Origin of the sequence: Klebsiella sp. 141203 (assembly GCF_032601985.1) — a bacterium.
Classification (GTDB): domain Bacteria; phylum Pseudomonadota; class Gammaproteobacteria; order Enterobacterales; family Enterobacteriaceae; genus Klebsiella; species Klebsiella aerogenes.
The window spans coordinates 505,488-525,724 of record NZ_JAQIRL010000003.1 but is presented as its reverse complement, the minus strand read 5'-3'; the positions used below and the strand labels follow the sequence as shown (position 1 = coordinate 525,724).

Below are 20,237 nucleotides of genomic sequence, written 5' to 3'. Positions count from 1 at the left end.
TCGCGATAGTCTTTGCCGTCGTCAGGTTCATATCCCTCTGAATGACTGTGATAAACTGCGCCCTATCACCGGTTATCAGGAATCGACGAATGGCAACAATGCTGGATGTCTCAATACGCGCAGGCGTCTCGAAAGCGACGGTTTCCCGCGTGTTGAACGGCACAGGTCAGGTAAAAGAGAGTACCCGTCAACAGGTCTTCAAAGCGATGGAAGAGCTGGGCTACCGACCCAATTTTCTCGCCCGTTCGCTGGCGAATCGCACCAGCAACAGCATTGGCCTGGTGGTATCGACATTCGACGGTTTTTACTTTGGCCGCTTACTGCAGCAGGCCTCGCGTCAAACGGAAGCCTGGGGCAAGCAGCTTATCGTCACCGATGGCCACGATGCGCCCGAGCGGGAAGAAGAAGCGGTGCAAATGTTGGCCGACCGTCAGTGTGACGCCATCGTGCTCTACACCCGCCATATGAGCGAACAGAAAATCATGTCGCTTATCGAAACCATTGAAACGCCGCTGGTGGTGATCAATCGCGATGTTAGCCAGGCGCGGGAACGCTGCGTGTTCTTTGAACAGCAGGAAGCGGCGTTTCAGGCCGTCGACTATCTGATTTCCCAGGGGCATCGCGATATCGCCTGCCTGACCGTGCCGATGCATACCCCAACGGGTAAAGCGCGCCTGGCGGGCTACCGCAGCGCGCTGGAAAAACACGGAATTGCGTGGGAACCGGCGCGGGTCAAATACGGCGATTCAACGATGACCCGCGGTTATGAGCTGTGTCGGGAATTATTAGAAGAGAAAACGCCGTTTAGCGCGCTCTTCTCCTGTAACGATGATATGGCGTTGGGCGCCTCGAAAGCGCTATATCAGGCGGGGCTGCGCATTCCGCAGGACGTATCGCTCTTCGGCTTTGACGACGCTCCTAGCGCGAAGTGGCTGGAGCCGGGATTATCAACGGTTTATCTGCCGATCGACAATATGATTACCACCGCCATCGACCAGGCGATTAAGCTCGCCAACGAACAGCCGATCGAAACCATCCCGCCGTTCACCGGTACGCTGGTACTGCGTGAATCGGTGACGACGGGGCCATTCTTTAAATAAGCTCCAGCGCCAGCAGTTCTTCAATGGTCTGGCGACGGCGAATCAGGCGCGCGCTGCCGGTATCAAACAGCACTTCCGGTAGTAGCGGGCGGCTGTTGTAGTTTGAAGACATCGATGCGCCGTAGGCGCCGGTGTCGTGCAGCACCAGGTAATCCCCCGGCGCCACCGCCGGCAGCAGGCGAGTTTCCACTTTACCGCCCTCCTGTTGGGTAAAGACGTCGCCGGATTCGCACAGCGGCCCCGCGACCACGGTTTCCAGCTGCGGTTCGCCGCTCAGGTCGCGCCCGTCCGCCGCCAGCGCGGTAATATGATGATAGCTGCCGTACATGGCCGGGCGCATCAGATCGTTAAAGCCGGCGTCGATCAGCACGAAGTGGCGGCTACCCATCTCTTTCACGCTACGCACCTGCGATACCAGCACGCCGGACTCCGCCACCAGGAAACGCCCCGGTTCGATCTCCAGCTTTATCGGATGCCCCAGATGTTTGGCGATCTGCTCGCGCGCGGCATTCCACAGGCCAAAGTAGTGATCGGTATCGATCGCCTCTTCGCCTTCGTGATAGGGGATCGATAAACCGCCGCCGGCGGAGATCGCCTGCAGATCCTGACCAAACTCCACCACCTGGCGCACCATCGCGCCGCACACCTGCTCAAGATGGCCGTAATCGACGCCGGAGCCGATATGCATATGGATGCCGACCAGCTGCAGTGAATGGCAGCGAATCACCTCCAGCGCCTGCGGCAGTTGGCTAAACCAGATACCGTGTTTGCTGTTTTCACCGCCGGTATTGGTCTTCTGACTGTGGCCGTGGCCAAATCCTGGATTGACCCGCAGCCAGACGCGGTGGCCCGGCGAGACTTCACCCAGTTGGCTAAGCATATCCACGGATCCGGCATTCACTGGGATCTGTAATGCTTTCACCCGCTCGAGGGTCGCGCGATCGATCAGATCGGCGGTAAAGACGATATCGTCCGGATGCTGCACGGGATCGTAACCTGCCGCCAGCGCGCGTTCGATCTCGCCAAGCGACACCGAATCCACCTTCACGCCCTGCTCGCGCATCAGACGCAGAATATGAATATTGGAGCAGGCCTTCTGCGCAAAACGCACTACGTCAAACTGGCTAAGTTGGGCAATCTGGCGGCGGATAATCTGCGCGTCATAGACCCATACCGGGCAGCCGAACTCAGCGGGCAGGCGCAGTAGATTGTCGGCGGTCAGATCGGTATCGGTGGCGTTCAGCGAGCGTGGCATAAGGACTCCGGTGCGTGCGTGTGTTTGTCGATGTTTTTTCCGATTACGCCACAGCGGGAAGAGAATAAAAAATATCGTTTTGTCGCGAGTCTATGCGAAAATGATATGGCTATCTGATGCTAACCGGGAGCCGCCCATGCCTGCCGTCAACTTACGCCATATTGAGATTTTCCACGCGGTGATGACCACCGGCAACCTGACCGAAGCGGCGCGGATGCTGCACACCTCGCAGCCGACGGTCAGCCGTGAACTGGCGCGCTTTGAGAAAGTACTCGGCTTAAAGCTGTTTGACCGCGCCCGCGGCCGTCTGCAGCCGACGGTCCAGGGGCTGCGACTGTTTGAAGAAGTACAGCGCTCGTGGTACGGGCTCGATCGCATCGTTAGCGCCGCGGAGAGCCTGCGCGAATTCCGCCAGGGAGAGCTGTCGATAGCCTGTCTGCCGGTCTTTTCGCAGTCATTTCTGCCGCTGCTGCTACAACCATTCCTCGCGCGCTATCCGCACGTCAGCCTGCAGATCGTGCCGCAGGAGTCGCCGCTGCTGGAGGAGTGGCTGTCCGCCCAGCGCCACGATTTAGGGTTAACGGAAACGCTGCATACGCCGGCCGGCACCGAGCGCACGCCGCTGCTGACCTTAAATGAAGTCTGCGTGCTGCCACAGGATCACCCGCTGGCCGCGAAAACCGAACTCACCCCCGCCGACTTCCACGGTGAAAACTATATCAGCCTGTCGCGCACCGACAGCTATCGTCAGCTGCTTGATGCGCTATTTATGGAGCACCAGGTGAAAAGACGGATGGTGGTGGAAACCCACAGCGCGGCGTCGATCTGCGCGCTGGTGCGCGCTGGTGCGGGCATTTCGGTGGTTAACCCGCTCACCGCCCTCGACTACGCTGAGAGCGGCGTGGTGGTGCGGCGCTTCAGCGTCGATGTGCCCTTTACCGTCAGCCTAATCCGCCCACTACATCGCCCCGGTTCCGCGCTGGTCGACGCCTTTGTCCAGCATCTGCAAACCAGCCTGCCGCGTATCGAACAGCCGCTGGCGGCGGTACTTAAGAGAGCATAAATTCCACCGCGTCGGCGGCATGGATTGCCGCGGTATCAAATACCGGCAGCGGACTACTCGTTTCCGGTACCAGCAGGCCGATTTCGGTGCAGCCGAAGATAACGCCTTCCGCCCCCTGCGCCGCCAGCGCCTCGATGACCTGCAGATAATAGTCGCGCGAGGCGTCGCTAAAGGTGCCGAGGCACAGCTCATCAAAGATAATCTGATTGATGCGCGCCCGATCTTCGGCCTGCGGGATCAGCGTCTCAATGGCAAACTGCTGCTGTAGACGGCCGCGATAAAAATCCTGCTCCATGGTGTAGCGGGTGCCCAATAGCGCGACCCGACGCTGGCCTTTAGCGCTGATAGCCCGCCCGGTGGCGTCAGCGATATGCAGGAACGGCACCTCGCAGCGGGCTTCAATCGCATCAGCCACCTTATGCATGGTGTTGGTGCACAGCACGATGCCCTCGGCGCCGGCCTGCTGCAGCCCCAGCGCCGCCGCGGCGAGGATCTCGCCGGCGCGATCCCACTCCCCTGCCGACTGGCAGGCTTCAATCTCATGAAAATCAACGCTATGAAGCAACAGGCTGGCGGAATGCAGGCCGCCGAGCCGCGCTTTAATGCCTTCATTAATTAACCGGTAATAGGGAATGGTGGATTCCCAGCTCATGCCGCCCAGCAGGCCGATGGTTTTCATTATCTGCTCCTTTATGGTTTGCTCCAGTGAAGCAAACCTGCCGATAACTTTCCACTGTTGCTGTTGGGCGGCGGCCACATCAGAAGAAATATTTAAAGCGCACGCGCGCGCCATAGCGTTCGTCGGCGTTCCCGCCCTGTTGGGCCGACGAATCCAGCCATGAGGCATAGGCGCCGAGATAAATATTAAAGTTCGGCATATCCATGATATTCGGCAGTTGCCAGGAGGTATGAATCGTGTGGATGTCATAGCGGCCCGGCGTCAGAATCGCGCAGTCGCCATCGCACTCGCCGCTGACCCCCGCCATGTTGAACTGGTCGATTTTGTTGTGCGCGTAGATATATCCCAGCTCGACGCGATGCCACAGCGCGTTAATACCGGCGCTGAAATCCTCTTCATCCGCCGCGTCCAGATAAGCGGTGCTGAGATTCACCACCATGCCATCTTCGGCATCGGTTTTAAGCGTATTCCAGCTCATCGTCAGACCGTAACCGGTACGGCTGGACTGATCGACCCAGCGTCCATTCTGGTTTTGATAGCCATAAGCATTGTTCACCAGATTGCTCTCAACCGCCGCCGCCACCGACCACGGCCCGGACTGCCAGGCCGCCACCGGCCGCACGTAGACCACGTTTTTACGATTATCGAGCGCGTTGCCGTGGTAGTTTTGATCGACAAACAGCGAACTGCCGTCTTCCACCAGCGTGTTGAGCTCAAAGTACCAGTTATCGAGGTATTTGCTCAGCAGGAAATTACCGCCGCTGCTGCTACGCCCGCGCCCCTCTTTCATCATGTAGATATAACCGTAACCGTCGCTATAGAGATCGTTGGCGGTATTACCAGAGTATTCAATAAACGTATCCTGATTCAGCGGGAACATATCGTAGGCTTCAAAACGCCCCACTTTTATTTTCCAGTCATTTTCCTGACCAAAGAAAAATACGGCATCATCAAGATTCATTTTTCCGGTCATATCCGCCAGCGGCTGTACGCTAAAGCCGGAATATTTACCATTAGCGCCTTTACGTAAGCCATCGAACCCTAACAAAATACGCCCATTGATATCCCAACGTTCTTTATCCCCCGGCGCCCAGTTTTTATTCGCACTGGTTTTTACCGAGGTCAGGCTGCCGGTTCGGCTGGCGCCATCCATATTAAATTCAACATCACCGTAAAATTTTAAATCGACATCTTTATTCACCGCCAGCGCGGGCGCGGCAACCGTCGCGGGCGCTGGCGCGCTGCTTTTAGCCGTCGCGCGCTCCTGCTGCTTCAGTTCGCGGATTTCCGCCTCGGCGTTTTGCGCACGCTGCTCGGTGGCTTTTAAGCGCTGCTCCATCTGCGCCAGGCGCTCCTCAAGCGAAAGCGTTTGCTGCGCGCCGGCGGCGGGAATAAATAAAGACGAGATAAGACATCCAACCCAGATTTTATTCATCGTTAGACCCTGCTTATTATATATTAAAGGTATTGTTTTATTATTTTGGTAAATATTAAATACCCGCCAGCGATTGCTAACGGGTGATTCTGGTTAATGACTCTTTAATTAGATATTCCACGCTCCGCCATCAATTAATGCCGCACTGCCGCTCCAGGAAAATAAAGCTAATTCCCGGCGCCGGGCATCAGGATAAATACGGCTGCTGAGGCAGGCTTCGCCATCATTGACGAAAACCTCAACGGATGAGCTATCGAAAAATAGCCGCAGCTTCAACGCCGAACCGGCCGGTAACGCAACGCTGCGGGTGCCGCACAAACCATATTGCGGATAGCGGCGCTCCAGCACCAGACGCTGCATCTGATTGTCGACATATACCCTCAGCCCTTCGCCAAAGCTCAAACCGTACTGCTCGGCGCAGCTATTGGCCGTATCCCAATGCAGGTTGACCTCCATGGTTTCGCAGTGCTCTACCATCGTCAGCTGCTGATTCTTCAACGAACTGACCGGCCACGGGAACCAGTCGCGGCGCAGGCCTTCCACCTCTTTTGCCGGACGCATCAATAACCGATTATTCGCGCCGAGGCTTAACTCGCGCGGCAGCGACAGCATACCGGCCCAACCGTCCTGCTGCTCCGGCAGCGGCGACTCCCACATGTCCAGCCAGCCGATAACAATTCGTCGGCCATCGGGGGTGAGGAAGCTTTGCGGCGCATAGAAATCGTGGCCGCTGTCGAGTTCAACAAACGCCTCTTCGCGGACAAAAGGTTGCCCCGGCTGCCAGTCTCCCAGCAGGTAGCCGCTCTGGAATAAATTGCGCCGGGCAAAGCCGTCTGCGGCCATCCCCTGCGGCGAGAACATCAGCACCCGCTTACCATCGAGTTCAAAGAAATCCGGGCACTCCCACATGTAGCCCATCCCCGCTTCGGCCTGGGCAAGAATACCGGCATCCTGCCAGTGGCGCAGGTCGGCGGAACGGTACAACCGCACCTGGCCGACGTCGTCTACCCGCGCGCCGACCACCATGTACCAGCTTTCACCTTCACGCCATACTTTCGGGTCGCGAAAATGGTGCATCCCCGGCGGGGTATCAATGACCATCCCCTGGCGCTCAAAATGGATGCCGTCGCGGCTGGTCGCCAGACACTGCACCTGGTACAGATTATTTTCATCAGCGGGATCGCCATGAAATTTATGGCCGGTGTAGATAAGCGCCAGCGTATCACCATCAACCACCGCCGAGCCGGAGAAGCAGCCGTCTTTATCTTCCGGCCCTTCCGGCGCCAGCGCCACCGGCAGGTGTTCCCAATGCACAAGATCCTTGCTGCGCGCGTGGCCCCAGTGCATCGGCCCCCACTGGTTTGAATACGGGTGGTGCTGATAAAACGCGTGGTACCAGCCGTCGAACCATACCAGCCCGTTGGGGTCGTTGATCCAGCCGGCACGGGCCGCCAGGTGATAACGCGGATACCAGCGCGGGTTGAGATCCACGCTTTTCGTCTGCAGTTCCCGCTCCGCGTTACTAATGGAATACATCATATTCATTTCTCTTTTCAGTCAGATAGTGGATGGCTGCGACATGAGCGAATCCGAAGAGGCCTTATTGGATCGCAGCAGGAAGATGGAGATGAAGGTGGTACAGAACACCAGTAGTCCCATGATCAAATAGGAGTCGGCGAAACCGTATTTTTCGTAGCTATAGCCCGCCAGCGGCGACAGGACGGTGGCGATAACCGAACTGGTGCAGGCGAAACCAACCAGGTACAGGGTGGAAGAAAGGCGTTTATCAAAGTTCAGGCTGTTGTATTTAAAGATGGAAACCAGCAGCACCGGCAATTCCACGGCGTGCAGCAGTTTCGTAATCGAGATCAGAACCGGGCCTTCCACCAGCCCGGAGGCCACCATGCGCATCGCCATCACCATGCCGGCGAAGATCAGGCCGTTTTTCGCGCCAATACGATTGACCAGCCACGGGGCGCAGAACATCCCCGCCGCTTCGAGGAACACCTGGAATGAGTTGAGATAGCCATACATCGCGTTCCCTTCATGCAGCGTGGCGAACTGCGAAGAGAAGTAGACCGGGAATTGCTGGTCGTAAACGCCGTAAATACAGGTGCCGACGACGAAAAACACCAGCGCCCAGAAGCGCGGCAGCGTCAGCAGGCGCAGCGCGTCTTCCAGCGTGACTTTACCGCCACTGACCGCCTCCTGCATGGCGTGCGGCGCTGAAGAAACCTTAAGCCGCGCCAGCAACATGAAGAAAACCAGACCGGAACAGCTGGCGACGGCGAAATTCAGCTGTGGGTTAATGTTGAACAGCAGCCCGGCGAAAAAGGTCGCCACCGCCCAGCCCAGCGATCCCCACATCCGCGCTTTGCCGAATTCAAACTGGCTTTGCCGCGCCACGCGCTCGGTATAGGACTCCAGCACGCCAATGCCGCCGTTAAAGGTCAGGCCGATATAGATGCCGCCAAAAATACTGCCGAGCAGCACGTTGATTTTGAGCAGATAGCCAAACAGCAGATAGGCCGGGCCGGAAAGGATCAGTAAGACGGTGATATACCAGAGTAAATTTTTGCGCAGCCCCAGTTTATCCTGGATAAAGCCGTAGCAAATCTGGGCGAATAGCGCCGAGACCGACAGCACCGCGTAGATAATGCCGGTATCCCCGGCTTTCAGCCCTACCTCCTGATGTAGCCAGATGGAAAGCAACGAGCCGGAAGAAGACCAGGTAACAAAAAAGAAAAACAGTAAGGCACTGAGTAAGGGGTAGCTGTGAGAGTGATGTGTCTTCATCATGACATTCTCGTGTTGGAGTAATGTGCAAATGGTAACGTTAACAAAAAACAACTCTCATCTGGTTTTGTGACGATTCATGATGTTAATCACAAAAGTTAACGTTAACATAATGGAGATGAGATCGCGATCAACTATTCCTCGCCATGCTTCACCATCGGGCTGGGATAGACTATCGTATGATCCTTTTACATCAGCGACTTAGTTGTATACCGGAGTAATCACCATGGCATCCCTGAAAGATGTAGCGAAGCTAGCCAACGTCTCACTGATGACGGTATCCCGCGCGCTGAACAGCCCGGAGCGCCTGAAGGCGGAAACGCTCGCCCGCGTACAAGCAGCGATTGAACAGACCAATTACGTCCCCGACCTGTCGGCGAAGAAAATTCGCGGCGCCCGGGCAACGCCGAGCACCATCGGCGTACTGGCGCTGGACACGGTGACCACCCCTTTCTCGGTAGAGATAACGCTCTCTATCGAAGAGACGGCGCGGGCCCACGGCTGGAACAGCTTTGTGGTCAACATGTTCTCGGATGACAACCCTGATGCCATTCTCGACCTGCTGCTTTCCCATCGCCCGGACGGCATCATTTACACCACCATGGGGCTGCGCCAGGTTCCGCTACCGGCAAAATTGTTGACGCTGCCCTGTGTACTAGCCAACTGCGAAAGCCTGAACGAGAACGTCGCCAGCTATATTCCGGATGATGAACAGGGCCAGTACGACGCGGTGAAAGCGCTGCTGGCCGCCGGCTATCGCCGCCCGCTCTGTTTGCATCTTCCGGCCAGGCATCTGGCGACGATACGCCGCCGACAGGGGCTGGAACGCGCCTGCCGTGAGGCGCAGGTTGATCCGGATACGCTCGATCACTGCTATATGACCTACGGTGACGAACACTATCGCGATATTCCCGGCCAGCTGCTGGCCCATATTGAGCAGGGTAAACCGCGGTTTGATTCCGTGGTGTGCGGCAACGATCGCATCGCCTTTATGGTCTACCAGACGCTGCTGGCGCAGGGTTTGCGGATCCCGGAAGATGTGGCGGTGGTGGGTTATGACAATATGGTGGGTATTGGCGATCTCTTCCTGCCGCCGCTGTCAACGGTGCAACTGCCGCATTATGAAATTGGCCGCCTGAGCGCCCTGCATATCATTAACGGCGACAGCCATCGGGATACCATTAAGGTTCCCAGCCCGTGGCTGCCGCGTGAATCCGTGTGATCAGTTGCCGATGTTACGCAGCTTTTCGCCGGACATCAGCTTGCGTTCGATGTGCTCCAGCGTCACGTTTTTGGTTTCCGGGATCAGCCAGAAGGTCACGCCGATAAAGGCCACGTTCAGCGCGGTATAGAGCCAGAACGTGCCTGCCGCGCCAATCGCGTCCAGCAGCGTCAGGAAGGTCGCGCCAATAATCATGTTCGACACCCAGTTGGTGGTGGTCGAACAGGTGATGCCGAAGTCGCGGCATTTTAGCGGCTGGATCTCGGAGCACAGGATCCAGACTACCGGCGCGGCGCTCATCGCGTACCCGGCAATACACATCATAGTCATCCCCACCGATAGCCAGGAGAGGCCGCTGCCGGCGGTACCGTTATCAAACTGCATCAGGCAGTAGCCCAGCACCAGGGTGCCCAACGCCATCACGCTAAAGCCGATTTTCAATGCCGGTTTACGCCCGGCCTTGTCGACGGTAAACACCGCGATAAAGGTCGCGAACATGAAGGTCAGGCCGACCACCAGCGTGGCGATCATCTGCTGCTCGGTGGTGGTAAAGCCGGCCATTTTGAAGATCCGCGGCGCGTAATACATGATGATATTCATGCCGGTAAACTGCTGCATCGCCTGCAATAACATGCCAAGGAATACCGCCCGACGCACGTTGCGGTTCACTTTGAACAGCGCCCAGCCGCCCTGCTTGAGCTTCAGGCTTTCGCGGATTTCATTCAGCTCATCGCGCGCCTTTTCCGAGGTATCGCGCAGCATGCGCAGCACTTCTTCGGCTTCGATATGGCGGCCTTTTTCCGCCAGCCAGCGCGGGCTGTTAGGCAGGAACACCACCAGGATAATCAGCAATACCGCCGGCAGCGCCAGCACGCCAAGCATCGCCCGCCAGTTGCCGCTGTAGCTGAAGGCGGTATCGGATAAGAACGCCAGCACGATGCCAAGCGTGACCATCAACTGATACATGCTGATCATCTTGCCACGAACGTTTTCACTCGCCATTTCAGAAAGATAAAGCGGCGCGGTATAAGAGGCGATACCAACGGCGACGCCAAGAATAATACGCGCCGCCAGCAGCATCTCGACGCTGCTGGCGAATGCCGAGCCGATAGAGCCCGCCACAAATAGCACCGCGCCGACCATCAGACTGTATTTACGGCCAAGACGGAAAGAGAGCCAGCCGTTGAACAGCGCGCCAATCGCCGCGCCAAGCATCATACTGCTGACCACCCACTCCTGCAGACGGCTGGATAAAACGAAATGATCGGTGATGAAAGGTAGCGCCCCGGCAATCACGCCGATATCAAGGCCGAATAACAAACCCGCCACCGCGGCGGCAATGGAGACAAACTGGTTCATGCGCCGGGTGTTGCGCTGCGCATTGGGGAGTAAACCCGGATCGGTGGTCAATGAAGTCATTTTTTTCCTGCCTCAACAGAGTATGCGTGCAGTGAAAGTACGGGATCGCAGGGCTAAGGTGTCAGGCGGGAGATGGCGAAGATATGGATAAAACGGCTGGTAGCATTGTTTTTGTGATGGACATTAAACTTTATCTTATGCAAAAAATGCTGTCCGTTCGTCAAAAAAACCCTGATGTATGGCGAGTATTTTATTTTCTATGACTGACGAGTATGGATTATTTAAACCTCATGATATGGACGATCATTGTTCAGAAAACAACCCGCCGGTTGGCGGGTTGTACGACTATGTCTGTTAGCGCGCCAGCCAACCGCCGTCTACCGCCACGGTATAGCCGTTGATGTAATCGGATGCGCTGGAGGCAAGAAACACCACCGGCCCCATTAAATCGCTCGGCAGCCCCCAGCGACCGGCCGGGATACGGTCGAGAATTTCCGCGCTGCGCTGTTCATCGGCACGCAGCTGCTGGGTATTGTTGGTTGCCATGTAGCCGGGGGCAATGGCGTTAACATTGATATTATGCTTCGCCCATTCGTTGGCCAGCAGGCGAGTTACGCCCATGACGCCGCTTTTCGAGGCGGTGTAGGACGGCACGCGGATCCCGCCCTGGAACGACAGCATGGAGGCAATATTGATGATCTTGCCGCCGTTACCCTGGGCGATGAAATGCTTCGCCGCGGCCTGGGACATAAAGAAGACGCTTTTAATGTTCAGGTTCATCACGTCATCCCAGTCTTTCTCGCTGAATTCGATAGCATCCTGACGGCGGATAAGCCCCGCGTTATTGACCAGAATATCGATGTGACCGAATTCCGCCACCGCGCGCTCAAGCAACTGCGGAATACCATCTATCTGCCGCAGGTCAGCGGTGAGGCTCAAAAAACGACGCCCCAGCGCGGTAACGCGCTCGATGGTTTCCGTCGGCTCAACGATATTAATACCGACGATATCGCAGCCCGCTTCCGCCAGCCCAACCGCCATGCCCTGGCCTAAACCGGTGTCGCAGCCGGTCACTACCGCGACTTTCCCCTGAAGAGAGAATGCATCAAGAATCATATCTGGTTCCTTTCTTTCACGGCCTGCTCACCACAGGCAAGGTTCTGAGGCTAAGAAGAACTCCTGGGGCATCCCCATCATAAAAATAAAACAGAGTTCCGTTTTGCTGATGGTCACATAGTAGACCGCTGAAAAATCATTTTCAACGACAATTAAAACAACGTTTCATTTTTTATGATTAAAAATGATAAAAACGCAAAACGGATCACATCGCCAGGAACTAGCAACCTATACAAAAGCTATAAATACAGTGAGTTAGGTTATCTTTGAAAAATAACCGCGAAGAGAGAAAATCGGAGAGAAAAACGAAGAAAAGAAGATCGGCGAGGAAGTTGGACATCGCGCCGAAGACGGCGCGAGATCGTATTATGCGCGCTCCACCGCCAGCGCAACGCCCTGACCGCCGCCGATACACAGCGTCGCGAGCCCTTTACGCGCATCGCGCTTGATCATTTCATGTACCAGCGACACCAGAATACGGCAGCCGGACGCGCCAATCGGATGCCCCAGGGCGATAGCCCCGCCGTTAACGTTAACCCGCCGTTCATCCCACTCCAGCACTCTGCCAACGGAAATCGCCTGGGCGGCGAAAGCTTCATTGGCTTCAATTAAATCCACTTCATCCAGCCGCCAACCCGCGCGCTCAAGACAGCGGCGGGTAGCGTGTACCGGCGCAATGCCCATTAGCGCCGGATCGACGCCGACGCTGGCGAAGGCGCGAATGCGCGCCAGAATCGGCAGCCCCAGCTCCTGGGCCTTTGACTCGCTCATCATCATCACCGCCGCCGCGCCATCGTTAATACTCGATGCATTACCCGCGGTCACCGACCCAAGCTGGTCGAAGGTCGGCATCAGGCTGGCTAACCCTTCAGCGCTGGCATCCATCCGCGGCTGCTCATCGGTATCCACCAGCCGTTTACTGCCGTTATGCTCGGTGGCGACTGGCACGATTTCATCGCGAAACCGCCCGGAGTCTATCGCCCGCCGCGCTTTTTGCTGCGAGCTAAGCGCCCAGGCGTCCTGTAATTCTCGGCTAATCCCATACTCTCGCGCCAGATTTTCCGCCGTTACGCCCATATGGTAATCATTGAAAGCGTCCCACAGCCCATCATGCACCAGGCTGTCGATAAGCTGGCTATTGCCCAGCTGCGCGCCGGTTCGGCTGTCGGTAAGCACATGCGGCGCGCGGCTCATGTTTTCCTGGCCGCCGGCAATCACTACATCCGCTTCGCCGCACTGGATGGCCTGAGTCGCCAGGTGCAGCGCTTTCAGTCCGGAGCCGCAAACGTCGTTGATGGTGATCGCCGAAACGGTATTCGGCAGCCCGCCGCGGATCGCCGACTGACGCGCCGGATTCTGCCCGGTGCCCGCGGTCAACACCTGACCGAGGATCACTTCATCAATGCACTGCGGATCGATTCCGCTCCGCTCGACTAACGCCTTCACCACCACGCTGCCCAATTCCACCGCCGAGTGACGCGCCAGCGTTCCCTGAAAACAGCCGATAGGCGTACGCAACGCGCCGACGATCACGACATCTTTCATCCTTTACCTTCTGCGCAAAGAACCATCAATAGATGCCGTTATAGTAGAGAATTGTTATCAAAAAATTTCGCAATTGTTTAAAAAAAGTGAGGAGGTTCACAAAGTTCGCCATCACGACTCGCGGCCTTGTCCTTCAAGGTGTTGGCGCAGCCAGCTGCCCGCTTCCCCCAGCGGCGCCCGCTTATTCCACAGGAGATCCACCGAGATCGACCGCGGCCAGCCGGCGATATTCAACGCTTTAAGCTTGCCGCTACCGGCGAACTCTTCCACTAGCGCGCAGGGCAAAATACACCAGCCAAAGCCCTGCACCGCCATACTCAGCAGCAGTAAATAGTTGGGCGCCGACCATACCTGGCCGCGAGAGGGATCCGGCGCGCTCTCAAGATAAGTGCTGAGACGCAGTTCACGCCAGCCGTGCAGATCATCCCAGAAAACCCGTTCCTGACCGGCCAGCGGATGCCCCGGCGCAACATAAATCCCCATTGCCGTTTGCAACGGTAAGCGCATGCTGCCGATCTCCATCGGATAGCTGTCCCTGGCTTCGATAAGCCCCACCTGCGCGCGCTCTTTTTGCAGCAGATCCACCACGTCTTCATCTTCGCCAATCAGACATTCAAACTCGGTATGCGGAAAACGCCGATCGAACTGTTCCAGCAAATTCTCCAGTACATCCGGGTGCAGAGTGTCCGACAAAACGAAGGTCAATCGCGGTTCAGTATTGCCAGATAAGGAGCGGGCAAGCTCATCCAGCCGCGAACTGGCGGCCAGTATTGCTTTCACATAGCCCAACACCTGCTCGCCCTGAGCGGTCAGCGTCGGCTGGCGAGTGGAACGATCGAACAGCACCACCCCAAGGTCGGTTTCAAGATTCGAAATCGCGGTACTGATGGTGGACTGGCTTTTACGCATCCGCCGGGCGGCGGCGGAGAACGAACCGCTGGCAGCGGCTTCTACAAAGGCGGTGAGAGCTTCGGGAGAATAATGCATAACCTATCTACTTTATCGATGGAATCTATCTTTTGTTTATCACATTTTTCCATAAAATGCCGGGTAAATCTGGATGACAGAACTAACACGAGGTATCCCAAAATGAAAACCAATAACCTGCAACGTAAGACGCTACTGGAACGCGTACTCCACGCGGCGAGCTTTGAAGGCCTCGCCACGTTAATTCTGGCCCCGACCGCTGCCTGGTTAATGCAGCGATCGGTGGTCGAAATGGGCGGCTTGGCCATCTTGCTTGCCACCATGGCGATGGTCTGGAACCTGATCTATAACGCCGCCTTCGACCGTCTGTGGCCGGTTTCACGACTGGCGCGTACGTTGTGGGTGCGCGCGCTGCACGCCATCGGCTTTGAGTGCGGCTTTATCATCATCGGCGTCACCGTCGTCGCGCTGGTACTCGGCGTGTCGCTGGTGCAGGCATTTATGCTGGAAATCGGCTTTATGCTGTTCTTCCTGCCCTACACCATGTTCTTTAACTGGGCGTGGGATACGCTGCGCGTGCGCGTCCTGAAGTATCGCCAGCCGCAGAGTCTGCCGAATAATTAACGTTCTCGATCGCGCGGATCGCCTAACCCTTTGGCGATCCGCAGGTTTATTTATCGCCGAAAACTATCACCGCAAACGATTCATAAATGTGGTAAATTGCACTCCTTTTTTTGGGTTATACGGTTGATAAATTCGCATAATGTCTAAAATTTGGTCTAAAGAAGAAACTCTATGGAGTTTTGCTCTATATGGCACTGCCGTAGGCGCCGGCACCCTATTCCTGCCGATTCAACTCGGTTCGGCCGGCGCCATCGTGCTGTTCCTTACCGCTTTGGTTGCCTGGCCGTTAACCTACTGGCCGCACAGAGCGCTGTGTCAATTCATCCTGTCGGCAAAAGTGGCGGCCGGTGAAGGGATCACCGGCGCGGTCAATCATTACTACGGCAAAAAAGTCGGCAATCTGATCACCAGCCTGTACTTTCTCGCCTTCTTCGTGGTGATCCTGATCTATGCCGTGGCAATCACTAATTCGCTGGCTGAACAACTGGCGAGACACGTGGCGATGACCCCTGGGGTACGCGCTCTGCTGAGCCTCGCCGTGGTGCTGGTACTGAATCTGATCTTCCTGATGGGGCGCCATATGACCATCAAAGTGATGGGATTCCTCGTCTTCCCGCTGATTGGCTGTTTCCTGTTCCTCTCCATCTACCTGATTGGCAGCTGGCAACCGGAACACCTCACCAGTCAGATGCAGCTGAACGCAAAGACCTGGCACCAAATCTGGATCTCGATTCCCGTGATGGTTTTCGCTTTTAGCCATACGCCGATTATTTCGACCTTCGCTATCGATCAGCAGGAGAAATATGGTGAGCTGGCCATGGGTAAATGCAAAAAAATCATGAAGGTGGCCTACACCATCATCTGCGCCAGCGTGCTGTTTTTTGTCTTCAGTTGCCTGCTGTCCATTCCGCTGCCGTACATCGAAGCCGCGCGTAATGAAGGGGTGACGATTCTCTCTGCGCTCTCCATGGCGCCGGGCGCGCCGGGCTGGCTTGCAGTGACCGGCATTATCGTCGCGGTGGTCGCGATGTCGAAATCGTTCCTCGGCACCTATTTTGGGGTGATCGAAGGCGCCAGCGAAATCGTTAAAACCTCGCTCGGCCAGCTCGGCATTCGTAAGAGCCGCGCCTTTAACCGCGCCATGTCGATTATGCTGGTCTCGGCGCTGACCTTTATCGTCTGCTTTATCAATCCGAACGCCATCTCGATGATTTACGCCATCAGCGGCCCGCTTATCGCCATGATTCTGTTCATCATGCCGACGTTGTCGACGTATATCATTCCGGCGCTCAAGCCCTACCGTTCGCTGGGTAATCTCATTACCTTAATCGTCGGCCTGCTCTGCGTCTCGGTGATGTTCTTCAGTTAAATCCCTCTCGCGGCGACGCCTTCAGCGTCGCCGCACGTTCTGCCAACATTCTCGCCCATCGCTTCTCCCTGACGGGATTACACTTACTCCTTGCCTATCATCGGAGGGAGTCATTATGTCCAGCGTAACATTATCCGGGGTCATGACCTTAGGCGACCGTCAGGTTTACCGGCTTGGATACGGCGCCATGCAGCTCGCCGGCCCCGGCGTATTTGGCCCGCCAAAAGATCCCGACGCCGCCATTCGCGTTCTGCAAGAAGCCGTCGCCGCCGGGGTGAATCATATCGATACCTCCGATTTCTACGGCCCGCATATCACCAATCAGCTAATTCGCCAGGCGCTGCATCCCTATGGCGATGATTTGTGTATCGTCACCAAGGTCAGCGCCCGCCGCGATGAGAAAGGCAACTGGCTACCGGCGATGTCGCCGGCGGAACTCACCCAGGCCGTCGAAGATAACCTGCGTAACCTCGGCCTGGAGAGGCTGGAGGTGGTTAATTTGCGCAGCATGCTCGGCACCCACGGCCCGGTGGAAGGTTCGCTGGAGGAACCGCTAACGACCTTACTGGAACTAAAAGCCCGCGGTCTGATTCGTCACATCGGTCTGAGTAACGTCACCGCCAGACAGGTTGCCGATGCGCAGAAGCTGACGCCCATCGTCTGCGTACAAAACCAATACAACATCGCTAACCGCGGTGACGACGCGTTAATCGACGCGCTGGCGCAGCAAAACATCGCCTACGTGCCGTTCTTCCCGCTGGGTGGTTTTACGCCGCTACAGGCGCAGGAGCTTAACGAGGTTGCCGCCGGGCTCAACGCCACGCCGATGCAGGTGGCGCTGGCGTGGTTACTGCAGCGCTCGCCGAATATTTTGCTGATTCCGGGCACCTCATCGGTGGCGCATTTAAGGGAAAATCTCGCCGCCGCGACGCTTTCTCTGCCCGCCGAGGCGCTGGCGACGCTGGATAGCATCACCCGCTGATGGCGTCAACTCCCCCCTTTACGGCGTTTGTCGTAAAGGGTTATCCCCTTAATATTAAGCTGGAATTAGGCCATCTCTGCTGGCACTATATATCCTACAAATCGGGTTTTGCTGATTCCTTATCCGGGCAATAACCTTATAAATTGCATTGAGTTACGTTATTTCTTAGGCCTCCTAATTGGGAGGCTGTTGTCGTTTGTATTGTTCCATGGTTTTTGTTAACACTCTTGATTACAGGAAAAAACAATATCGGCTTCGACGTTTATACAAATCAATTTGGCCACAAAGATAGTCAATATCATCGAACGTTCACAAAAACATCTGGTTAACATAATCAGTATGTCGCTATTGCTGTAAAAAAAATTAACTATGCACAGTAACGATTCAACAAGGATTACCCATGATAGAGGGAACGATAAAAACCAGTAAGTATGAAATCATTGCTATTTTCAGAGAGGAACAGAGAAAGCAAACAGAGATAGAAATTTTCTTTAATAACAAAAGCATCAGTACTCAGATTGCGCGTGTCGATTTTGCCGAATTCCATATCCGCAGCGAGAGCAAAATCCCGGCGGGGAATAAATTCAAATTTATTCTGCATAGCGATTCAGGAAAGATCGAGTTCACCTCCCAGCGGCAGAAGAATTCCGCTGGCGGCGCGGAGAATAGCAATAAGGTGGCATTTGCGTTACCAGAATGCATCCAGGTTGTACAAAGACGACGAGATCCCAGATTTCGTTTGCGCGATGAGAATGATTTCTTTTGTCATGGCCGCCACAAAAATGGCGAAAACTATGCTTTTGATATCAAAGATATTTCTGATGGCGGCTGCGCGCTGATTGCGCAAAGTCCAAACCTGAAATTCCTTGCCAACAACTCAACGTTGAAAAACGCCATTCTGTCTCTGGCGGAATATGGCGAAATCACCGTTGATCTGGTTATCAAGAACGTGGCGATGGTCACGCTGGATAGCGAAGAGAAGAATCAGGAAAACTACTATCAGATTTCCTGTCAGTTTAAGTTCCGCCGCAGCGACGACAGGAAGAAAATAGAAAAAACGCTGATCGATTTGATTCTGGAAGCCAAGCGGAAGAAGAGAGTTTAATGCCCTTGAACAATATCTTGCTGTACACCGACGACAATATCATTGGCCAATCTATTCACGATTATCTGAGCGATATTCACCAGGATATCACCCAGGCCAGTTATCAGGACATCGTACAAGGGGGCGTCGCGCCCCTGGCTGAGACGGTGATCCTCAATATGATCCACAAGGATATATCCGCTGCCGATACGGTCGTATTACTCAACAAGCTGCGCTTTCATTTCTCGCGCTGTACATTGTTGGTATTGATGGTAAAAAGCGATATCGCCAATCTGTGCCGGGAATTAATAGATCTGGAAAACCTGTTAATCCTGACGGAAAAATCTTCCTTAGACGCATTTTCGGCAATTACCAGAACGCAGGATGAAAACCCACAGTCCCGGTATTTGCGCACGCAGCGAAAGCTGACGGCCAGAGAGCTGCAGGTACTGGAACTTATTATCGCCTGCAATAACAATAAGCGAATTGCCTCGCTGCTGAATATCGACCATAAGACGGTGCACAGCCATCGCATTCACATCATGAAAAAGTTGGGAATGAATAGCTCGCAGGTGATGCATAAGCAAATCGTCAATATGAATCACTGCTGAACGGGCATACCGCTGCCGGGTCTACAGCGCCAAACCAAAGTGTTGACGCAGCGCTCGCTTACCGGGCTCGCTAATTGTCACTTCTCGGTAGCCGGGCACCAGCATGAACCAACCTTTTTGCACGCCCCACTGCAACAAGGCAGCGCCCGCGGCACCACCAAGATGAAAACGGCGCTCGCTCCAGTCGAGGCAGGCGCAGCAGGCTTTGCGGCGGGAGCCGCCATCGCACGCAATACCTAAGCGGGCGAAATGCGCCTCCCCCGTCGCGGTAAGCGCTGCGCCATTAGCCGTGAGCCACGCTTGCTGTTGCAGAAAATCATAGATGGCGACGGCCACCTCACCCGCCAGATGATCGTAGCAGGTACGCGCCATACGCAGCGTCCCCGGCGTTCGTGTGGCCAGCGGCACCGCGCTTTTTCCGGCCATCGTCATCATATTTTCCAGCAATCCGGCGACATCACCACTCGCCAGGCGATAATAGCGATGCCGCCCTTGCGCCAGGCAGATCAGTAAGCGACTGCTGACTAACCGGCTAAGATGCGCGCTGGCGGTCGACGGCGAAATGTCCGCCGCGACGGAGAGCTCAGTCGCTGTCCATGCCCGGCCATCCATTAGCGCGCAGAGTATTTTCACTCGTGAAGGGTCAGCCATCGCCGAAGCAACCGCCGCCATCGCCACGGCCAGCGCTTCGTCATCATTAATCACAACCGCAGGTTGCAGCATAACGCCTCCGCTTAATGTCGGTTACGCAGAGCGCGGACTCTGCATCTGATATTCACGCAGCACCTGCGCCACGCGAATCTGATAATCAGCAAAAATAGACTCCCGCCCTTCCCGCTGCGCCGCCTGATGACAAATATTGCACTTCCAGTCCGCCACCGCCTGCTCATCCCGCCACCAGGACAGCGACAATATCTTCCCCGGCGCACTGAGGCTTTGAAAACGCTCAATGGCGATAAAGCCGTCGATAGTCTCCAGCAGCGGTTTCAGCTGTGCCGCCAGCGCAAGGTATCGTTCCTGCTGCGCTGGCGTGACCTGTGCTTCAAAGAGTACCGCAATCATGGTTTTTT

The 20,237-nt window shown here is 55.8% G+C and carries 19 protein-coding genes; 8 read left to right on the top strand and 11 right to left on the bottom strand.

Features of this window, described 5'->3' with window-relative positions; genetic code table 11:
• Window positions 1–98 precede the first annotated feature (98 nt).
• Window positions 99–1,100, top strand: a complete 1,002-nt coding sequence (locus PGR29_RS15095; RefSeq protein ID WP_183269118.1) for a LacI family DNA-binding transcriptional regulator — start codon at window positions 99–101, stop codon at window positions 1,098–1,100.
• Here the strand turns inward: PGR29_RS15095 and lysA are convergent.
• Complete coding sequence (gene lysA / locus PGR29_RS15090; protein ID WP_316424781.1) at window positions 1,093–2,355, bottom strand: diaminopimelate decarboxylase; 1,263 nt, start codon at window positions 2,353–2,355, stop codon at window positions 1,093–1,095. The two genes, PGR29_RS15095 and lysA, sit on opposite strands and share 8 nt — an antisense overlap.
• Before the next feature lie 136 nt (window positions 2,356–2,491).
• Here lysA and PGR29_RS15085 point away from each other — a divergent pair, with 136 nt between their 5' ends.
• Window positions 2,492–3,418, top strand: coding sequence for a LysR family transcriptional regulator (locus PGR29_RS15085; RefSeq protein ID WP_316424780.1), 927 nt, complete (start codon window positions 2,492–2,494; stop codon window positions 3,416–3,418).
• Here the strand turns inward: PGR29_RS15085 and PGR29_RS15080 are convergent.
• The 4 genes from PGR29_RS15080 to PGR29_RS15065 form a co-directional block, all read right to left on the bottom strand.
• Entirely contained in the window at window positions 3,405–4,097 is a 693-nt protein-coding gene (locus PGR29_RS15080) for an aspartate/glutamate racemase (protein WP_026612224.1), read from the bottom strand. The genes PGR29_RS15085 and PGR29_RS15080 overlap by 14 nt on opposite strands.
• 79 nt (window positions 4,098–4,176) lie before the next feature.
• Complete coding sequence (locus PGR29_RS15075; protein WP_087859684.1) at window positions 4,177–5,532, bottom strand: carbohydrate porin; 1,356 nt, start codon at window positions 5,530–5,532, stop codon at window positions 4,177–4,179.
• A gap of 108 nt (window positions 5,533–5,640) precedes the next feature.
• Window positions 5,641–7,071, bottom strand: a complete 1,431-nt coding sequence (locus PGR29_RS15070) for a glycoside hydrolase family 32 protein (protein ID WP_162750117.1) — start codon at window positions 7,069–7,071, stop codon at window positions 5,641–5,643.
• 18 nt (window positions 7,072–7,089) lie between these two features.
• Complete coding sequence (locus tag PGR29_RS15065; protein WP_045373827.1) at window positions 7,090–8,331, bottom strand: MFS transporter; 1,242 nt, start codon at window positions 8,329–8,331, stop codon at window positions 7,090–7,092.
• A gap of 223 nt (window positions 8,332–8,554) precedes the next feature.
• On the opposite strand from PGR29_RS15065, the gene PGR29_RS15060 reads away from it, so the two are divergent.
• Window positions 8,555–9,550, top strand: coding sequence for a LacI family DNA-binding transcriptional regulator (locus tag PGR29_RS15060; protein WP_087859686.1), 996 nt, complete (start codon window positions 8,555–8,557; stop codon window positions 9,548–9,550).
• Here the strand turns inward: PGR29_RS15060 and araE are convergent, their stop codons facing one another.
• The 4 genes from araE to PGR29_RS15040 form a co-directional block, all read right to left on the bottom strand.
• Entirely contained in the window at window positions 9,551–10,969 is a 1,419-nt protein-coding gene (gene araE, locus PGR29_RS15055; RefSeq protein WP_087859687.1) for an arabinose-proton symporter AraE, read from the bottom strand.
• A gap of 294 nt (window positions 10,970–11,263) precedes the next feature.
• Window positions 11,264–12,025 (bottom strand): 2-dehydro-3-deoxy-D-gluconate 5-dehydrogenase KduD, encoded by a 762-nt coding sequence (gene kduD / locus PGR29_RS15050; RefSeq protein ID WP_015703339.1) that lies wholly within the window; start codon window positions 12,023–12,025, stop codon window positions 11,264–11,266.
• Between the two features lie 366 nt (window positions 12,026–12,391).
• Window positions 12,392–13,570 carry an acetyl-CoA C-acetyltransferase gene (locus PGR29_RS15045; RefSeq protein WP_045396653.1) on the bottom strand — a complete coding sequence of 393 codons (1,179 nt, stop codon included), beginning with the start codon at window positions 13,568–13,570 and terminating at the stop codon, window positions 12,392–12,394.
• 111 nt (window positions 13,571–13,681) lie between these two features.
• On the bottom strand, window positions 13,682–14,557 hold the full coding sequence (locus PGR29_RS15040) for a LysR family transcriptional regulator (protein WP_087859688.1): 876 nt from the start codon (window positions 14,555–14,557) through the stop codon (window positions 13,682–13,684).
• Between the two features lie 102 nt (window positions 14,558–14,659).
• On the opposite strand from PGR29_RS15040, the gene PGR29_RS15035 reads away from it, so the two are divergent.
• The 5 genes from PGR29_RS15035 to PGR29_RS15015 all read left to right on the top strand — a co-directional run bounded on the left by PGR29_RS15035 (window position 14,660) and on the right by PGR29_RS15015 (window position 19,167).
• The gene (locus PGR29_RS15035) at window positions 14,660–15,121 is read left to right on the top strand and encodes a multidrug/biocide efflux PACE transporter (protein WP_087859689.1); all 462 of its coding nucleotides are present in this window, start codon (window positions 14,660–14,662) and stop codon (window positions 15,119–15,121) included.
• A 139-nt stretch (window positions 15,122–15,260) separates the two neighbouring features.
• Window positions 15,261–16,490 (top strand): amino acid permease, encoded by a 1,230-nt coding sequence (locus PGR29_RS15030; protein WP_087859690.1) that lies wholly within the window; start codon window positions 15,261–15,263, stop codon window positions 16,488–16,490.
• A 115-nt stretch (window positions 16,491–16,605) separates the two neighbouring features.
• A complete protein-coding gene (locus PGR29_RS15025) occupies window positions 16,606–17,472 on the top strand; it encodes an aldo/keto reductase family oxidoreductase (protein ID WP_316424779.1) in 867 nt (288 codons plus the stop codon).
• Between the two features lie 400 nt (window positions 17,473–17,872).
• Window positions 17,873–18,577, top strand: coding sequence for a flagellar brake protein (locus PGR29_RS15020; protein WP_045396640.1), 705 nt, complete (start codon window positions 17,873–17,875; stop codon window positions 18,575–18,577).
• A gap of 5 nt (window positions 18,578–18,582) precedes the next feature.
• The gene (locus tag PGR29_RS15015) at window positions 18,583–19,167 is read left to right on the top strand and encodes a helix-turn-helix transcriptional regulator (protein WP_045396712.1); all 585 of its coding nucleotides are present in this window, start codon (window positions 18,583–18,585) and stop codon (window positions 19,165–19,167) included.
• A 21-nt stretch (window positions 19,168–19,188) separates the two neighbouring features.
• On the opposite strand, the gene PGR29_RS15010 is transcribed toward PGR29_RS15015, so the two are convergent.
• Together PGR29_RS15010 and PGR29_RS15005 are read right to left on the bottom strand one after the other, a co-directional pair.
• On the bottom strand, window positions 19,189–19,890 hold the full coding sequence (locus tag PGR29_RS15010) for an ArsR/SmtB family transcription factor (RefSeq protein ID WP_087859692.1): 702 nt from the start codon (window positions 19,888–19,890) through the stop codon (window positions 19,189–19,191).
• A 21-nt stretch (window positions 19,891–19,911) separates the two neighbouring features.
• A complete protein-coding gene (locus tag PGR29_RS15005) occupies window positions 19,912–20,229 on the bottom strand; it encodes an antibiotic biosynthesis monooxygenase family protein (RefSeq protein WP_087859693.1) in 318 nt (105 codons plus the stop codon).
• Window positions 20,230–20,237: the final 8 nt, after the last annotated feature.

Coding starts and splice junctions, on each gene's coding strand:
- PGR29_RS15040 (WP_087859688.1), bottom strand. CDS start 14,557: ATGCATTATTCTCCCGAAGCTCTCACCGCCTTTGTAGAAGCCGCTGCC.
- lysA (WP_316424781.1), bottom strand. CDS start 2,355: ATGCCACGCTCGCTGAACGCCACCGATACCGATCTGACCGCCGACAAT.
- PGR29_RS15075 (WP_087859684.1), bottom strand. CDS start 5,532: ATGAATAAAATCTGGGTTGGATGTCTTATCTCGTCTTTATTTATTCCC.
- PGR29_RS15030 (WP_087859690.1), top strand. CDS start 15,261: ATGTCTAAAATTTGGTCTAAAGAAGAAACTCTATGGAGTTTTGCTCTA.
- PGR29_RS15060 (WP_087859686.1), top strand. CDS start 8,555: ATGGCATCCCTGAAAGATGTAGCGAAGCTAGCCAACGTCTCACTGATG.
- kduD (WP_015703339.1), bottom strand. CDS start 12,025: ATGATTCTTGATGCATTCTCTCTTCAGGGGAAAGTCGCGGTAGTGACC.
- PGR29_RS15085 (WP_316424780.1), top strand. CDS start 2,492: ATGCCTGCCGTCAACTTACGCCATATTGAGATTTTCCACGCGGTGATG.
- PGR29_RS15070 (WP_162750117.1), bottom strand. CDS start 7,071: ATGATGTATTCCATTAGTAACGCGGAGCGGGAACTGCAGACGAAAAGC.
- PGR29_RS15095 (WP_183269118.1), top strand. CDS start 99: ATGCTGGATGTCTCAATACGCGCAGGCGTCTCGAAAGCGACGGTTTCC.
- PGR29_RS15080 (WP_026612224.1), bottom strand. CDS start 4,097: ATGAAAACCATCGGCCTGCTGGGCGGCATGAGCTGGGAATCCACCATT.
- PGR29_RS15065 (WP_045373827.1), bottom strand. CDS start 8,331: ATGATGAAGACACATCACTCTCACAGCTACCCCTTACTCAGTGCCTTA.
- PGR29_RS15010 (WP_087859692.1), bottom strand. CDS start 19,890: ATGCTGCAACCTGCGGTTGTGATTAATGATGACGAAGCGCTGGCCGTG.
- PGR29_RS15020 (WP_045396640.1), top strand. CDS start 17,873: ATGATAGAGGGAACGATAAAAACCAGTAAGTATGAAATCATTGCTATT.
- PGR29_RS15005 (WP_087859693.1), bottom strand. CDS start 20,229: ATGATTGCGGTACTCTTTGAAGCACAGGTCACGCCAGCGCAGCAGGAA.
- PGR29_RS15025 (WP_316424779.1), top strand. CDS start 16,606: ATGTCCAGCGTAACATTATCCGGGGTCATGACCTTAGGCGACCGTCAG.
- araE (WP_087859687.1), bottom strand. CDS start 10,969: ATGACTTCATTGACCACCGATCCGGGTTTACTCCCCAATGCGCAGCGC.
- PGR29_RS15035 (WP_087859689.1), top strand. CDS start 14,660: ATGAAAACCAATAACCTGCAACGTAAGACGCTACTGGAACGCGTACTC.
- PGR29_RS15045 (WP_045396653.1), bottom strand. CDS start 13,570: ATGAAAGATGTCGTGATCGTCGGCGCGTTGCGTACGCCTATCGGCTGT.